The following is a 15,706-nucleotide window of genomic DNA, read 5'->3' on the forward strand; positions in this document are numbered from 1 at the left end:
GACACCGCAACATCGCGCACATGATGTGGATCACCCAGACTCACACCGTGTGGCGGGAACCGGCGGCCGTCCCTATTCGCCGCTGTCGGCCGCGTCCGGCCGCTCGTCCGTACGGGTGCCACCGAAGGCGACCGCGAAGGCGACACCGATCGCGACGCCGAAGGCCACCCCGCCAGTGTCCCGGAAGAGGGCCAGGCCGATGACGAGGCCCAGCAGAAGGCCGCTGGCCCATGCCGTCGACTGCCGCTGGGACATGCCGGAGTTCGTCATGACCCGAGCCTATGTGGATCTCACAACCCGCTGCCGTGCCTGCTGAGCGGGCCGCCCGCACCGCTCGTCCAGGTCACTGACCGACGCGGCCGTCGATGCGCTCGCGAAGGAAGTCGGCGTGGCCGTTGTGGCGGGCGTACTCCTCGATCATGTGCACCAGCAGCTGGCGCAGCGAGATGCTCAGGTCACCCCGGTGCCCCTTGACGCCCAGGTCGGCAGCCTCGTCAACGAACCGCTCGGCGTAGGCGACCTCCGCACGCCACGCCGCCCACGCCTCCTCGACGACCTTCGGATCGGCGACCGCGCCGTCGAAGTCGGCGTCGGGCTCCTCCTCGGTGCACCAGATCCGCGGCGCGTCCTCGCCGGCCATGGTGCGGCGGAACCAGCCCCGCTCCACCTCGGCCATGTGCCGGACCAGGCCGAGCAGCGACATCGTCGACGGCGGCACGCTACGCCGGGCCAGCGCCTCGGCGTCGAGGTCGGCGCACTTGAGTTCCAGGGTCAGCCGGTGATCACGCAGGTAGCCGACCAGGATGCTGCGCTCGTCGTCGAAGCCACCGTCGGACCGGGGGTCGTCCTCGGGCTTGAGGAACATGTCCGACCAGCCGAAGGAGCGGGTGGGGAGGTCAGCGGGGGCGTCGGCGTGAGGGTCCGTCATGTCGCGACCCTGACCCACCTGCGCGCGGGTGGCAAGAGAATTCTGGAGCTACGAAAGACGCTTCTCCGCAACCCTCATCAACTGTCCGTAAGCAAGGGATCGGCACCTTCCTCGCCCGCGCGCTGGAGCTCTTCCTCGAACATGACGAAGGTCTTCTGATGGATCCCGCGGATCAGGGCTGTCTCCTCGGGAGTCGGATACCTCCGCTCTCGGGCCAATGCGTCGGTAATAGCGCTGACGGTTTCATAGAGTGCGAAGACCGGGCCACTTCCCCTGAGATAACGCCCCCTCTCGTACTCGGTCAACTCTATGAACTCACTGCGACTCAGAGCCTCCACGCCATCGCCGCCCACCAACAAAATCTTGTCAATCAGCCGGTCCGCCGACTGCCAGCCGCCGGTCTCTCTGACCAACTTCCAAGCGAGCATGCCGCCATCAGGGGTACCGACGACCTTCACCGGCGTGTCGTAGTAGTTGAAGAATGCTGGGAGCTCAAGACCCTCTGCCCGTCTCAACGCCGTCCACTCTCACTTTCGCCCCGGTTCAGTGCCGACCAGAAGGCTTCCCGCTCCCTGCAGAGCAAACCGTCCATGATCCGAACCTCTGCGGCTGTCAGCTCGCGACCCTCAGCCTCGGCAATCGCCTCCAGGTCTCGCCGAACCTCGTAAAGAGGATGCTCCCACACCGCAACATCGTCCATTGCGGCAAGATGCAGGCGCAGTTCGGCGACGTGGCCGTTGGACATCCGCAAGCTGAGCAGCACATCGCGATATCCGCTCGTCAGGGGCTTGATGAAACGATCCTTGATGTTAAGCACCACAGCGTCGGTGCGCCGGCCCAACGCAGCAAGCGCTGCGTATACGTCTTCCAGGCGATCAAATTGCACCTTGGCTGCGGCCAGGTCCTTCAACTTGGATGCGTCGTTATCGTACTCAATGAGTTTGTCCAGAACACGGCGATAGCCCTTGCGTTGGCGCCGCCAGCCAGGGCGGCCATTGCCAGCCGCCAGGGACGAGGCGACCTGATTCAACTCGCGCTGCGCCACCTCGGCAGCCTGGTAGAGGTTCTTGAGGTACGCCAGCCGATATTCTTCATCGTGCTGCCTCGACAGATCGAAGTCGGACTGGTACACGGGTTGCTTACGGGCCTTGATGGCTTCTGAGATCTGCCGCTGCTCAGTAGTCAGTGGCGTCGCATGTACGGACGACGCAGTAGAGGTGCCACGTGCCCGCCCCGTCGCGGAGATGTCGTCGAGCACTGACCCCAGGACGTCGATGGCCCGCTGATCGGCCGCGAGGTGGTGCAGCGTCAGCGGACGCGCCGTCAGCGAGTTCGCGAGCTCCGGCGTGGCCAGGACCATCCGAGCCAGATCCGGATGCTGCGTCAACTGCCTAGCCAGCGTCTCGGCGAGCATCGGCTCGCCGTACGGGGGCGTCTGCCACGTTTCGTCGAGCATGCGAGCAACTCGCGGATCGGCGAGCAACCGCGCCACGTCGTGGGCCGCCGCCTCGTCGAGGTGCGGGGCGAGCCGCCGAAGCGTCGGACCCTCGAGCTGGGCGGCCACCTCGGCAGGGGTGACGCCTGCTTCGAACACCGCGTCGAGACCGGCGCTCACCGCGACGACCTCACGAGCCGGCAGCCCGGCAGCCTGGCGCTCGCGGTACGCGAGTTGACGTGCTCGCCGCAGTTCTTCCGCTTCGCCGGGCGGCTCATCGGGATCCGGCGGAGGGTCGGGCGCGGCAGGTGGCACGCCGTTTGCCGGAGGACCGTTTCCAGGGGAAGCGATGCCCGGACCGTCGAGCAGGTGGAGGCGGTTCAGGTACGGGTCGCGGTACCCGGCCTCGTCCTCCGGCGTCGACGGATAGTCGGGCAGATCGGGGAGGACGCTGAACCGTCCCCGGGCCAGCCCACCCAGCGGCATCGGCCGGCCGTCACCGCCGAGCACGAGGGCGTCGACGCTGATGACGTTGTCCGGGTCGGCGACACCCTGATGGCGGTAGAGGGGCTGGTCGTGGACTGCGCCGCTCTGCGGGTCGAGGTAGAGGATGGTGCCGTTCTGGTTGAGGGCGACCCAGGCGTGGGACCCGCCGTTCTCCCACTCGGTGATGAGGAACGCGTAGCTGCCGTGGCCGCCGATCTTCAGCTGGACGCGCAGGTTCTCGAAGCCACGGTCGACCGCGTCGTGCAGGGTCGGACTGTCCGTCGCCCCTTCCCGTCGGCCCACCAGCTTCTGGAAACGCCCGCCGGTGACCTGCTCCACCCGCCGCGGGCCGTTCTTCTCGCCCATGATCAGACAGCGGATGTCACCCGCGGCGTAGCCGTCGAAGGTACGCGGCGCGGAGACCCGCGGCCGGCCGTGTACCCAGGTCTCGAAGAGCGACAGCGTGCAGTCGAGGCAGTTGATGCCGCGCGTGGGGTCGGCCTGCGGCCCGCCGTCGTTGGCGAGCGCGAACCACCCGCCCTGCCGGGGATCGGCGGTCCGCACGACGCTGCCGTCGGGGTGGCGGGGCATCTGCCGTTCGAGGTCGGTCTGGTGCAGTGCCAGCGGCGGGCGCAGCCCACCCCACTGCCCGTACCGGCGGGAACGGTCGATCGGCGGCGGGTCGTCGTCGGCACCGGTCAGCGCCGACCGGTCGCTCGTCTCGACCGCACCGAGGGCCAGGTCGGCGACGTCGTCGTTGATCCGCTGGAAGTCGGCCGGGTTGTCGATGAAGACCTCGTCCGGCACGACCCTGCCGGCCAGAATGTCATCGGCCAGATCCTGCTCGTCGAAAGCGTCACGCTGGTCCTGGTTCGCAAGCCGCTGGAACCAGTCCGCCATTTCGACGCGACCCTCGCGCTGCAACTCGATCGCGCGACGAGCAGACCGGCGTGCTCTTTCCTCGTGGGTCCGAGCCACATCCTTACGGCGGCTGGCCGCGTCGAACCGCCGCTTGTCCTCGTACCAGGCTCGCTGTGACTCGAAGTAGCCCTGGTAGCGGCATCGCTCCAGAGCTTCCCGCTCGGCCGCCCAATTCGCGGCGTACCACTCGGGCGTCCTCGGGCGTGGCAGTCCAGTGGCCGGTCCCAATGGAACGGGCGACGGTTGCGCCTCGGGAAGTGGTGAGGTCGCCGGGGCCAGCGCCTCCAGCGACGGGAACCGGTTCGGTGTGCCGACGTCACCGTCCTGGTGTGGTGTCCCTGGACCCTGCCGAGGCGATGGATCCGCACCTACCGAGCCGGGCCGCTGCACCTGTGGCGGAGTGGCGGTCGGAGGGCTGCCGTGAGCGGCGGCCACCGGCGGGTGCGCCGAGGCAGGCCCGTTCCCACTGGCTGGAGGGACGCTGGTCGCCGTGCCGACCGCCGCAGTGCCGGACGACGTCACGGTGGCGTGCGACGTCACAGAGCCGGACGTCGTCACGGTCGCGGACGACGTCACAGTGCCCGATCTCGTCACGGTGGTGGGCATCGCCGTGGTGGCGGAGGTCGTCACGGGGCCGGTGGTCACCGGGGTGGAGGTCGCCGGGTTGGCAGCCGTCGGTGTGGTGGTGGAGTGAGCCGCGGTGGCAGGCACATCGCCAACCTGTGGCGACGGCGGGCGTTCCGTGGTGACCGACGAGAGCGTGGGGCTGCCCGACGCCGGTCCGTGGGCCGCCTGAGTCGACGCGGCGGCGTCGGTATCCGCGGTCACGGCCACTGACACCCCGGGACCCGACGCCGACCCGCCCTCCGCAGCCGGAACTGTGTCTCCCCGGCCCGCCGCCACGGCCTCCCGATCCGGCGGGGGCGCCGGCGGAGCGGCGTCCGCGAGGGGGGCGGCAAGCGCCGCGCCCGGTCCGGAGCCACCGGACAACGCCGAAGCGTCCGCCTCGGCAGACGAGCCGTCGCGGGGCGAGGGGAGGTCGCCCGCAGCCACGGCCGGCGACACGAGGGGCAACTCCATCGGCGGGAGCGGCGCGGCGAGCGCACTCAACTGCCCGTCGACGCGGGCGCGCACCGCGGCGTCGACCTGGCCGGTCGCCGAACCGGTGGCACCGGAGACGGCCGCCCGCGCGGCGTCCTCCAGCGACAGGACGCCCTGGCCGGTGGCCAGGCCCGCCGCGCCCTCGGCGAGGGTCTCGCCGGTCATCTCCCGCCCGAAGTGTTCGGCGATCCGCGCGCCGCGACCGTGGGCGTGCCGGCCGAGCCCCGCCAGCGGTGCCACCGCGCCGCCGGCGAGCCCACCGACCGCCGACGTGCCGAGGTCGGCCAGGTCCAGGCCGTGGCGACGTCCGGTGGAATTCTGGTACGCCTGCGTGGCGAGGCTGATCCCGGACTCCTCGGCCGCCTCCTCCAGCCCGCCCCTGGCGGCGCGCTTGCCCAGCCCACGCATGCCGCCCCGGGCCACCTCCTTGGCGGCCCGCTCCCCGGCCTCCTTGAGGCCCTGCTTCAGTTCCTTCTTCGCGAGTTGGGCCAGCAGCCGCTTGAAGATCTGCTGGACCACCAGCCGGCTGGCGGTGGTCGCCGCCCCCACGGCGGGTGACGCGGCACCGGCGGTCACCACGCTGGCCACGGCGATCGCCAGCAGCTCGACGACGAGGATGCCCAACTCGATCCAGACCTCGAGCTTGGCGCCCTCGATGTCGCAGCCGCACTCCTCGACCAGCCGGCCGAGGTCGCCGCTGACCGCGAGCAGGACGGGCAGGGGCGCCTCGTCGCCTTCGGCAACCCGCCGCCAGGCGGTGTCGAACGCCTCGGCCACCAGGCCGATGCCGCCGTACCCACTGCGCACCTCGGCCGCGGCGGTGATCGCGTCGTCGCGCGGACCGGCGAGCGCCGCGGCGACGCCGTACCACTGGTCGGCGAGGTCCCAGACGGCGCGTTCGTCCCCCTCCGGCCACTCCACCCCGATGACCCAGTCGAGTGCCTCGTAGACCCAGCCCGGCAGGTCCCAGGGGCTGTATTCGAGCGGGTGCGGGATCGGGCTGGGCAGCAGGCTCACGGCTCGGTCCTCCGCAGGTCAGCGCCGGTAGTCGTGCTGGCCGGACACCCCGTCGAGGCGCCGGCCGCTCGCGGCGTCGGTCTCCACTGTGGCGTCGACGGACGCCACGACGTCGGCACCGAGCCCGGCCAACGCCCGGCCGACCCCCTCCCAGGCGCGCAGCAGCGTCTCCTCGTAACCGCGGTAGCTCTTCTCGAACGCGGCGCCGATGTCGTCGCGACCCCATGGGCGCTGGGCGCTCGCCGCCGCGATGCGACCGCCGACCTGCTCACGTCGGGTGCCGACCGCCTCGCCGGCAAGGTGGAGGTCGGTGCCGCCCCGCCGGGCCCGGTCCGGGTCGAGCCAGAGCTGCCCCTCAGCCACGCCGTTCCCCTTCGCCCTGAAGGGCCGCGTCGGCCCGGCCGAGCAGCGCACCGAAGTCACCGCTGCGGATGAAGTCCACCGAGCCGGACCCCGCCGGCAGGTAACCGGCAACCAACTCCTGGGTGGCGGCGACGGCGGCAGCGGTGGCCCGGTGGACCGTCGTGGTGATCTTCCGGCTCAGATCTCTCGCGTCCCGGGCGTGGTAAACGGCCGGACTGAGCTCCACGGCGATCAACTCGCCCCGGGCTCCCACGGTGGCGGTCACCTGACCGTCGTCGGAGCGTTCGGTGATCCGCAGCTCCGCCAGCTTGGTCTGCAGTTCGTCCAAACCGGACCGAAGCCGCCGGTACTGCCCGTACACCTCGTCGAACCGCGCCCGGAGCGCGCGATTGGCCTCCCGGTCGACACTTTCGGCCAACGCCACCCTCCCCCGGTCACGTTCAGTCAGGCGAACCATACCGGGTGCCACGAAGTCGTGGGGGTCCGGTAGTTTTCAGCTCGTGATCGATCGCCAGCAGGCCGAGCAACTCGCCACGGTGTGGGCTCGCCGCGACTCGCAGCGCCTCGGCTACGAGTGCCGCCCGAGGATCGACGAGTTCGACCTGGGGTATGTGATCCGCTCGGTCGTAAGCCCCGACATCGACACCGTGCCGGGTGACCTGCCCACGACCGTGGTGGACAAGGAGACCGGCGAGGTCTCCACCTGGCCGCGGGTGCCGGTCGCCGCGGTCGAGCAGATGTACCGGCGCAGTCGCCCCACCGGTGGCCCGGCGCCACGCACGGTCGACCCGGCCAGCCAGCTGCTCCGCGAGATCCGGCGGCTGCCGACGCCGGCCACGGTCGCCCACCTCACCGTCGAGGGCCGCACGTACCTCGGCCACGGCGCCAAGGGCGACGTCGAGCTGCACCACCACCCGCTGGTCCGCGCGTACCTGGACGACCTGCCGGCCGGGCACCTGGTGCGGGGCGGCGACCGCCACGCCGAGCTGATCGTCGTCTCCGACGTCCTCCACGAGTACGACCACCGACGCGCCGCAGCGGGCGAGGCTCCGCTGACGATGCGGGAGGCGGAGCTGCTTCTCTTCGAATCCCCGTTCCAGATTTTCCGCGTGCGGGAACCAGGAGATCCGGCCGCCGGTCCGGCCGATCGAGCATGCGATTTCTGCCTGAACTTCCTGGTTCACTTCGCAGTGGTCGGGTGGTCGGATCTGGCATACACGCGGGAGTTGCGACCGGAGACGCACACCTCACCGGAGCCGGGCCGCTTCCCAGCTGAGGTGGCGAGTGCGCTTGTGGATGGCGGTTGGCGGCCCGGCCGCGGAGACGCAGACATCGCGCGGATCGCGATCCTTGAGACACAGGAGCGAGTCAGCGGCCATCCGGACCTTCCGGCTGCTCAGGAAGCACTCACGCGGTTTCCGGGCCTGACGTCCGGCCGTCGCGGCCCGGGACGAGAGGTGTGGATTTCCTGGTTCGGCATCGATCCACTCCATGCGGCGCACACCGCCGACACCCTCGCCGACTTCGGTGCCGTCCTCGGCGTTCGACTGTTCCCGATCGGCTCCGAACGGCAGGACAGCATCCTCGCGGTGGACGAGCACGGCCGGATCTTCGCCCTGGATCAGGCCGGCGAGTGGTTCCTCGGCGACGACATCGACGCCGCGCTCACCACGCTGCTGCTCGGCCTGGCCCCGGCCCGGGTCCGCGACGACGGCACCTGGTGAGCGGCGGGCATATGCCGGCTGAGCGATATACCTGAGAGGCATAAATATGCCTGACAGGCATACCGCTCAACGAGGTGACCGCTTCCGGCACCGACACGCCCGGCCGGCACCGCGCCAAGCCGGCTGACACCGGCTAGAGCGCCACGCCGGTCAGCACCATCACCCGCGGCTCGGTGTAGTCCTCCATCGCGCTGCGCAGCCCCTCACGCCCCACGCCACTCCCCTTGACGCCCCCGTACGGCATCTGGTCTGCGCGATAAGACGGCACGTCCCCGACGATCACCCCGCCGACCTCCAGCACCCGCGCGGCCTCGAACGCCACGTCCAGGCGGTGGGTGAACACCCCCGCCTGCAACCCGTACGCCGAGTCGTTGACAGCGGCGAACGCGGCGCGGTCGTCGGTGGCCCGCGCGACCACCAGGACCGGCCCGAAGACCTCCTCGGTGCAGACCTTCGCGTCGGCGGGCACGCCGGAGAGCACGGTCGGCGGGTAGGTGGCGCCGTCGCGCCGGCCGCCCACCTCGATGGTGGCCCCGGCCATGACCGCCTCGTCCACCCACGCCTCCACCCGCTGCGCCGCCTCCACCGAGACCAGCGGCCCGACGTCGGTCAACCCGGAGGCAGGGTCGCCCACCCGCAGTTCCTGCACCGACGCGACCAGCCGGGGCAGGAAGCCGTCGTACAGCCACTCGTGCACGAAGACCCGCTGCACGGCGATGCACGACTGCCCGGCCTGGTAGTTGGAGAACATCGCGATCCGGTGCGCGGCGAAGGTCAGGTCCTCGTCGGCGGCCCAGTCCTCGCAGATCACCGCCGCCGCGTTGCCGCCCAGCTCCAACGTCACGTGCTTCTCCGGCGCGGACCGGCGGATCGCCGCGCCCACCGGGCCGGAGCCGGTGAACGACACCACCGGCAGGCGCGGGTCGGCGACCAGCTCGGCGGCCCGCTCGTTGGGCAGCGGCAGCACCGAGAACATGCCCTCGGGCAGCTCGGTCTCGGCCAGGATCTCCCCGAGCAGCAGCGCCGACAGCGGCGTCGCCGGGGCCGGCTTCACGATGATCGGCGCGCCCACCGCGATCGCCGGGGCGACCTTGTGCGCCACCAGGTTCAGCGGGAAGTTGAACGGCGCGATCCCCAGCACGGGGCCACGGGGCACCCGGCGCACCAGGGCGATCCGCCCGGTCGCCGCCGGGTCGGTGTCCAGGCGCTGCAACTCGCCGGAGAAGCGCCGCGCCTCCTCCGCCGCCCAGCGGAACGTCGACACCGCGCGCCCCACCTCGGCCCGCGCCCACTTGACCGGCTTGCCGTTCTCGGCGGTGATCAGCGCCGCGACCTCCTCGGCCCGCTCCGCCAGCCGCCGGGAGACGTGGTCCAGGGCCGCCGCCCGCACGTGCGCGGGCAGGGCCGCGGCCTGCGCCGCCACGCCGGCCGCCGCCGCGACGGCGGCCTCGACCTGGTCGGCCGTGGCGAGCGTGGTACGCCCCACCGTCCGGCCGTCGTACGGGTGGGTGACGGTCAGCTCGCCCTCGCCGTGGACGGGGCGACCGGCGACATAGAAGGCTCTCGGCTCCACGTCGGCAGCGTAGACGACGACCGCCCGCACGGAAACAGTCGCCACAGGCCTTGTCTGCCGCGAATTCAGTAGCGAAGATGGCAGCGAGATTCCGAATACCTCCGCGACCAGACTCCCGGCCACCCCTCGGAGACATCCCCATGAGCGACCAGCAGCAGCTGCGCAACTTCGTCAACGGCCAGTACGTCGAACCGGCGGACGGCGGGTACGCCGACCTGATCGACCCGTGCACCGGTGAGGTCTTCGCCCAGGCCCCCGTCTCCGGTGCGGCGGACGTGGACGCGGCGATGAAGGCCGCCGCCACCGCCTTCGAGACCTGGCGGGACACCACCCCCGGCGAGCGGCAGAAGGCGATGCTCAAGCTCGCCGACGCCGTCGAGGCCCGCGCCGCCGAGCTGGTCGACGCGGAGGTGCGCAACACCGGCAAGCCGCGCCAGCTCACCGCCGACGAGGAACTGCCGCCGGCGGTCGACCAGTTCCGTTTCTTCGCCGGTGCCGCCCGCCTGCTCGAAGGCCGCTCGGCCGGCGAGTACATGGCCGGGCACACCTCGTACGTGCGGCGCGAGCCGATCGGCGTCTGCGCCCAGGTGACGCCCTGGAACTACCCGCTGATGATGGCGGTCTGGAAGATCGCCCCGGCGCTCGCCGCCGGCAACACGGTGGTGCTCAAGCCGTCCGACACCACCCCGGTGTCGACGCTGCTGCTGGCCGAGATCGCCTCGGAGTTCTTCCCGCCGGGCGTGTTCAACGTGGTCTGCGGCGACCGCGACACCGGTCGTACCCTCGTCTCGCACCCGACCCCGCAGCTGGTGTCGATCACCGGCTCGACCCGCGCGGGCATGGAGGTCGCCTCCGCGGCCGCGCCGGACCTCAAGCGGACCCACCTGGAGCTGGGCGGCAAGGCCCCGGTGGTGCTCTTCGACGACGCGGACGTCGCGGCGGCGGCCGAGGCGATCGCGGTCGGCGGCTACTTCAACGCCGGCCAGGACTGCACCGCCGCCACCCGGGTGCTGGCCGGCCCTCGCGTGTACGACGACTTCGTCGCGGCGCTCGCCGAGCAGGCCCGCAACACGAAGACCGGCGCGCCGGACGACGAGGACGTGCTCTACGGCCCGCTGAACAACGCCAACCAGCTGGCCCGGGTCAGCGGCTTCGTCGAGCGGCTGCCGGACCACGCCAGCGTGGAGACGGGTGGCTCCCGGCTCGGCGAGCGCGGCTACTTCTACGCCCCGACCGTCGTCTCCGGGGTACGGCAGGCCGACGAGATCATCCAGGACGAGGTGTTCGGCCCGGTCATCACCGTGCAGCGCTTCTCCGACGAGGACGAGGCGGTGCGCTGGGCCAACGGCGTCGACTACGGCCTGTCCGCCTCGGTCTGGACGAGGGACCACGGCCGGGCGATGCGGATGACCCGCCGGCTCGACTTCGGCTGCGTCTGGGTGAACACCCACATCCCGTTCGTCTCCGAAATGCCGCACGGCGGCTTCAAGCATTCCGGGCACGGCAAGGACCTCTCGGTCTACAGCCTGGAGGACTACACCCGGATCAAGCACGTCATGCACAACATCGAGGGCTGACCAGTGAGCGCGAGAGTGAGTCGGGTTTGCGAGCCCCGCAGTCGCGAACGAAAGGCGGCCCAGTGACGTCGTCAGAGGAACTGCACAAGCGGCGCGGCGCGGCGGTGGCCCGCGGCGTCGGCAGCACCATCTCGTCCTACGTGGACCATGCTGGCGGCGGCACCATCACCGACGTCGAGGGCCGGCAGTGGATCGACTTCGCGGCGGGCATCGCGGTCGCCAACGTGGGCAACTCCGCGCCCCGGGTGGTCGAGGCGGTGAAGGCGCAGGTCGAACGCTTCACCCACACCTGCTTCATGGTCGCGCCGTACGAGTCGTACGTGGCGGTCTGCGAGCAGCTCAACGCGATCACCCCGGGGGACTTCGAGAAGCGCTCGGCGCTGTTCAACTCCGGCGCCGAGGCGGTGGAGAACGCCGTGAAGATCGCCCGGCACGCCACCGGGCGACCGGCGGTGGTGGTCTTCGACCACGCGTACCACGGTCGGACCAACCTGACCATGGCGCTGACCGCGAAGAACATGCCGTACAAGCACCGGTTCGGGCCGTTCGCCGGGGAGATCTACCGGGTGCCGATGTCGTACCCGCTGCGCGACGGGGGCCTCTCCGGGGCCGAGGCGGCGGCCCGGGCCATCGAGATGGTGGAGAAGCAGGTCGGCGCGGAGAACGTCGCCGCGCTGCTGATCGAGCCGATCCAGGGCGAGGGCGGCTTCGTCGTACCCGCGGCGGGGTTCCTGCCGGCGCTGCGCGAGTGGGCGACGGCGGCCGGGGTGGTCTTCGTCGCCGACGAGATCCAGACCGGGTTCTGCCGGACCGGGCAGTGGTTCGCCTGCGAGCACGAGGAGGTCGTGCCGGATCTGATCACCCTGGCCAAGGGCATCGCCGGCGGGCTGCCGCTGGCGGCGGTGACCGGCCGGGCGGAGCTGATGGACGCGGTGCACGTCGGTGGCCTCGGCGGCACCTACGGCGGCAACCCGATCGCCTGCGCGGCAGCGCTGGCCAGCATCGAGACCATGCGGGAGCTGGACCTGACCTGCGCGGCGCAGCGGATCGAGACGGTGATGGCCGCGCGGCTGCGCACCATCGCCGAGCGTGACCCGCGCATCGCCGAGGTACGCGGCCGGGGCGCGATGCTCGCGGTGGAGCTGGTGCAGCCCGGCACCCTCGTCCCGGACCCGGCCGCCGCGGCGGCGATCTCGGCGGCCTGCCACGCCGCCGGCCTGCTCACCCTGACCTGCGGCACCTACGGCAACGTGCTGCGCTTCCTCCCGCCGCTGGTCATCTCCGACGACGAGTTGGCCCGGGGTCTGGACATCCTGGACGCCGCCTTCGGCTGAGCCACCGTCTGGCAAAGAGCGCCACGGGTGTCGACGACACCCGTGGCGCTTTTTCGTGTCACGGGTCCACCGGACGCCCAATCCTGTCCTATAGTCCTACTGTCGTAGGACAATGGAAGGGTTGCTTGGGTGATCGAGTTCGTGCTGGACGGCCGGTCCAAGGTGAACACGTACATGCAGCTGGTTCAGCAGGTCAGACAGGCTCTGCGGGTCGGGCTGCTGACACCCGGCGACCAACTGCCGAAGGTCCGCGACGTCGCGCAGTCGCTGGCGATCAACCCGAACACCGTGCTCAAGGCGTACCGAGAGCTGGAGATCGAGGGACTGGTCGAGGGGCGCCCCGGGGTGGGCACCTTCGTCCGACGCACCCTCGCCGGCGCCTCCCTGCCCAATCAGGCCGAGCTACGCGAAGACCTGGTCGCATGGCTGCACCGGGCGCAGGCCGCCGGCCTCACGGCCGAGGACGTCGTCGCCCTGGTGGAGACCACGCTACGAGCCACCCTCGCCGACGATGCCCCGCAGAAGGAGCCCGCGTGAGCGGAATGAGAGGACAGAGGATGGACGTGGTCTTGGAAGCCGACCGGCTGGGCAAGCGGTACGGCAGAACCTGGGCGTTGCGGGACTGCTCGCTGCACCTGCCGGCCGGCCGGATCGCCGCACTGGTCGGGCCGAACGGTGCGGGCAAGAGCACGCTGCTGCACCTGGCCGTCGGGCTGCTCAAGCCCGACGCGGGCGCGGTACGGGTGTTCGGCAGGTCGCCGTACGGCGACACGGAGGGCCTGGCCGACATCGGGTTCGTCGCACAGGACACCCCGCTGTACCGGGACTTCACCGCCGCCGAACTGGTCACCGCGGGCGGCAAACTGAACCGGCGGTGGGACGCCGAGCTCGCCCGGAAGCGGCTGGCCCAGCTCGGCATACCGCCGGACCGACCGGTCGGCAAACTCTCCGGCGGGCAACGAGCCCAGGTGGCACTCGCCCTGGCGCTGGCCAAGCAACCCCGGCTGCTGCTGCTCGACGAGCCGGTGGCCAGCCTCGACCCGCTGGCCCGCCGGGAGTTCCTCCAGTCGCTGATGGGCAGCGTCGCGGACGCCGGCACCACCGTGCTGCTCTCCTCGCACCTGCTGGCCGACCTGGAACGGGTCTGCGACTACCTGATCGTGCTCAACGCCGCCCAGGTGCAGCTCGCCGGCTCGGTCGACGACCTGGTGGCCGGGCACCGGCAGCTGGTCGGCCCACGGCACGACGACGGCCCGATCGGCGGCGTCGCCGAGGTGGTCCGGGCCAGTCACACCGACCGGCAGTCCACGCTGCTGGTCCGCACCGACGGTCCGGTCACCGATCCCGCCTGGACGGCACGCGAGGTCGGCCTGGAGGACGTCGTCCTGGCCTACCTTGCCGACGGCGCCGCGCAGACCAGTCACAGCGAGTGGGGGGTGCCGGCATGATCTGGCTGACCTGGCGGCAACACCGCAAGCAGGCGTTCTTCACCCTGCTGGGGTTCGCGGCGCTCGCCGCCCTGATGGTGCCGATCGGCCTGTCGATGCGGCACACCTTCGCCGACCTCGGGCTGGCGGACTGCGTACGCCAGCTCGCCGGCACCGACGTGGCGGCGGCGACCCGGGAGACCTGCGACGCGGGCTTCCGCCGCTTCACCAACCGGTACGGCAGCCTGAACCTGGTGGCCGTGCTGCTGCTCACCCTGCCGGTGCTGGTCGGCCTGTTCTGGGGCGCCCCGCTGGTCGCCCGCGAGGTGGAGCACGGCACGCACCGGTTCGTCTGGACCCAGGGCGTCGGCCGGACCCGGTGGGCGTTGGTGAAGTTCGGGCTGGTCGGCGGGGCCGTGATGGTCCTCGCGGTCTGCTACGGGCTGGGCATGTCGTGGTGGGTCGAACCGCTCACCCAGGTCGCGTACGAGGGCCGGCTAGGCATGATCGTCTTCGACCTGCAGGGCGTCGTCCCGATCGGATACACCCTCTTCGCCGTGGCGCTGGGCATCTTCGCCGGCACCGTGTGGAAACGGATGCTGCCCGCCATGGGCATCACGCTGGCCGGGTTCATCGGCGTACGGGCGGCGGTGGCGGTCCTGGCCCGCCCGCACTACCAGCCCGCCCGCACCCTCACCTTCCCGATCGAGGGGGTCACGGAGGCCGCCATGAGCCGCGGCGACTGGATCCTCAGCCAGGGCATCCGCAACCCCGACGGGACGATGATGGCCGAGGACACCCGGATCATGTGCCCGCCCGGCGGTAAGGGGCCGGAGGGTCGAGCCTGCGGTGCCGAGCTGGGCCTCCAGCCGGGCGCGTACAACTGGCAGCTCTACCAGCCGGCGGACAGGTTCTGGCTGTTCCAGGGCATCGAGACCGGCATCTTCGTCGCCCTCGCCGCACTCCTGCTCTACCTGGCCGTCCGCCGCGTCCGCCGCATCGCCTGATCGCCGCCCGGGCCCCCGGTGGAACACCATGGGTGTCACACCCTCCGCGTGACACCCATGGTGTTCCACTCATCCGGCCCGCTTCGCACCAGCGGGCCGGCGGGTCAGCGGAGCAGTTCGACCGTGTTGCGGCGGACCAGGTTCTTGCCGGGCTCCCGGATCGCCTCCATCGCGGCGGCGTTGAGCAGCACGCAACTGCCCGACGGGCCGGTCACCGTCACCGTCACCACCTTGCTGTTGTCCAGGTTGGTCACCCGCAGCCGGGTCCCGACCGGGAACTGGCCGCTGGTCGCGGCGGGCGCCCCGGCCTCGGCGGAGAAGGTGATCGCACCGGCGCAGACACTCGCCGCGGGCGCGCCACCCGGCTGCGCCGGCGGCTGCGCGCTGCCCGGCCGGGTCTGACCGCCCGGCTGGGCCGCTCCCCCGGGCTGCGCGGCGGCACCGTCCAGACGCTCCACCAGGTTGCGCCGAATCACGTTCTTGCCCGGTTCCCGGACCAGCTCCATGGCGGCGGCGTTGAGCAGCACGCAGCTCCCGGACGGGCCGGTCACCGTCACGGTCGCCGCCCGGTTGTTGTCCAGGTTGGTCACCCGCAGCCGAGTGCCCACCGGGAACCGGTCGCTGGTCGCGGCGGGCGCTCCGCCCTCGGCCGAGAACGTCACCGAGCCCTGGCAGGCGCTCTGCCGGGCGGGGGTGGTGTCGGCGAAGCCGAACCCGGTCCCGACCGCCACCACCGCCGCGGCGACCACCGCCACCCCTGCCGCCAACACATGCTTGCGCTGCACCTTTGTCTCCCGTCGTCCGGTGATCTCC

Annotated in this window: 14 protein-coding genes; 6 read left to right on the forward strand and 8 right to left on the reverse strand. The window is 71.3% G+C overall.

Features of this window, described 5'->3' with window-relative positions; all coding sequences use genetic code 11:
* Positions 1 to 72: 72 nt before the first annotated feature.
* From GA0074696_RS27995 to GA0074696_RS28020, 6 genes are all read right to left on the reverse strand, one after another.
* A complete protein-coding gene (locus GA0074696_RS27995; RefSeq protein ID WP_157746133.1) occupies positions 73 to 270 on the reverse strand; it encodes a hypothetical protein in 198 nt (65 codons plus the stop codon).
* A 73-nt stretch (positions 271 to 343) separates the two neighbouring features.
* Positions 344 to 928, reverse strand: coding sequence for a DinB family protein (locus GA0074696_RS28000; RefSeq protein ID WP_088963854.1), 585 nt, complete (start codon positions 926 to 928; stop codon positions 344 to 346).
* A gap of 77 nt (positions 929 to 1,005) precedes the next feature.
* Positions 1,006 to 1,443, reverse strand: coding sequence for a hypothetical protein (locus tag GA0074696_RS28005; RefSeq protein ID WP_088963855.1), 438 nt, complete (start codon positions 1,441 to 1,443; stop codon positions 1,006 to 1,008).
* Entirely contained in the window at positions 1,440 to 5,888 is a 4,449-nt protein-coding gene (locus tag GA0074696_RS28010; RefSeq protein ID WP_088963856.1) for a toxin glutamine deamidase domain-containing protein, read from the reverse strand. Before GA0074696_RS28010 ends, GA0074696_RS28005 begins: the two co-directional genes overlap by 4 nt.
* A gap of 18 nt (positions 5,889 to 5,906) precedes the next feature.
* Positions 5,907 to 6,251, reverse strand: coding sequence for a hypothetical protein (locus GA0074696_RS28015; protein ID WP_088963857.1), 345 nt, complete (start codon positions 6,249 to 6,251; stop codon positions 5,907 to 5,909).
* Entirely contained in the window at positions 6,244 to 6,579 is a 336-nt protein-coding gene (locus GA0074696_RS28020) for a YbaB/EbfC family nucleoid-associated protein (RefSeq protein ID WP_231925179.1), read from the reverse strand. Before GA0074696_RS28020 ends, GA0074696_RS28015 begins: the two co-directional genes overlap by 8 nt.
* A 172-nt stretch (positions 6,580 to 6,751) precedes the next feature.
* Between GA0074696_RS28020 and GA0074696_RS28025 the strand changes: the two genes are divergently transcribed.
* On the forward strand, positions 6,752 to 7,975 hold the full coding sequence (locus GA0074696_RS28025; protein ID WP_231925500.1) for an SUKH-3 domain-containing protein: 1,224 nt from the start codon (positions 6,752 to 6,754) through the stop codon (positions 7,973 to 7,975).
* 133 nt (positions 7,976 to 8,108) lie between these two features.
* Here GA0074696_RS28025 and GA0074696_RS28030 read toward each other — a convergent pair whose 3' ends face one another.
* On the reverse strand, positions 8,109 to 9,548 hold the full coding sequence (locus tag GA0074696_RS28030) for an aldehyde dehydrogenase family protein (protein ID WP_088964856.1): 1,440 nt from the start codon (positions 9,546 to 9,548) through the stop codon (positions 8,109 to 8,111).
* Positions 9,549 to 9,688: 140 nt separating this feature from the next.
* On the opposite strand from GA0074696_RS28030, the gene GA0074696_RS28035 reads away from it, so the two are divergent.
* The 5 genes from GA0074696_RS28035 to GA0074696_RS28055 all read left to right on the forward strand — a co-directional run bounded on the left by GA0074696_RS28035 (position 9,689) and on the right by GA0074696_RS28055 (position 14,893).
* Positions 9,689 to 11,125, forward strand: coding sequence for a gamma-aminobutyraldehyde dehydrogenase (locus GA0074696_RS28035; RefSeq protein WP_088963859.1), 1,437 nt, complete (start codon positions 9,689 to 9,691; stop codon positions 11,123 to 11,125).
* A gap of 62 nt (positions 11,126 to 11,187) precedes the next feature.
* Positions 11,188 to 12,459: a 4-aminobutyrate--2-oxoglutarate transaminase gene (gabT, locus tag GA0074696_RS28040; protein ID WP_088963860.1), complete on the forward strand. Its 1,272-nt coding sequence runs from the start codon at positions 11,188 to 11,190 to the stop codon at positions 12,457 to 12,459.
* Positions 12,460 to 12,588: 129 nt separating this feature from the next.
* The gene (locus GA0074696_RS28045) at positions 12,589 to 12,996 is read left to right on the forward strand and encodes a GntR family transcriptional regulator (RefSeq protein WP_088963861.1); all 408 of its coding nucleotides are present in this window, start codon (positions 12,589 to 12,591) and stop codon (positions 12,994 to 12,996) included.
* A 20-nt stretch (positions 12,997 to 13,016) separates the two neighbouring features.
* Positions 13,017 to 13,907 carry an ABC transporter ATP-binding protein gene (locus GA0074696_RS28050; RefSeq protein WP_088963862.1) on the forward strand — a complete coding sequence of 297 codons (891 nt, stop codon included), beginning with the start codon at positions 13,017 to 13,019 and terminating at the stop codon, positions 13,905 to 13,907.
* Complete coding sequence (locus tag GA0074696_RS28055; RefSeq protein ID WP_088964857.1) at positions 13,904 to 14,893, forward strand: ABC-2 transporter permease; 990 nt, start codon at positions 13,904 to 13,906, stop codon at positions 14,891 to 14,893. The genes GA0074696_RS28050 and GA0074696_RS28055 overlap by 4 nt, the downstream gene beginning before the upstream one ends.
* Before the next feature lie 104 nt (positions 14,894 to 14,997).
* Here the strand turns inward: GA0074696_RS28055 and GA0074696_RS28060 are convergent, their stop codons facing one another.
* Positions 14,998 to 15,678 (reverse strand): septal ring lytic transglycosylase RlpA family protein, encoded by a 681-nt coding sequence (locus GA0074696_RS28060; protein ID WP_231925180.1) that lies wholly within the window; start codon positions 15,676 to 15,678, stop codon positions 14,998 to 15,000.
* Between the last annotated feature and the right edge of the window lie 28 nt (positions 15,679 to 15,706).

Origin of the sequence: Micromonospora purpureochromogenes, assembly GCF_900091515.1 — a bacterium.
GTDB lineage: Bacteria > Actinomycetota > Actinomycetes > Mycobacteriales > Micromonosporaceae > Micromonospora > Micromonospora purpureochromogenes.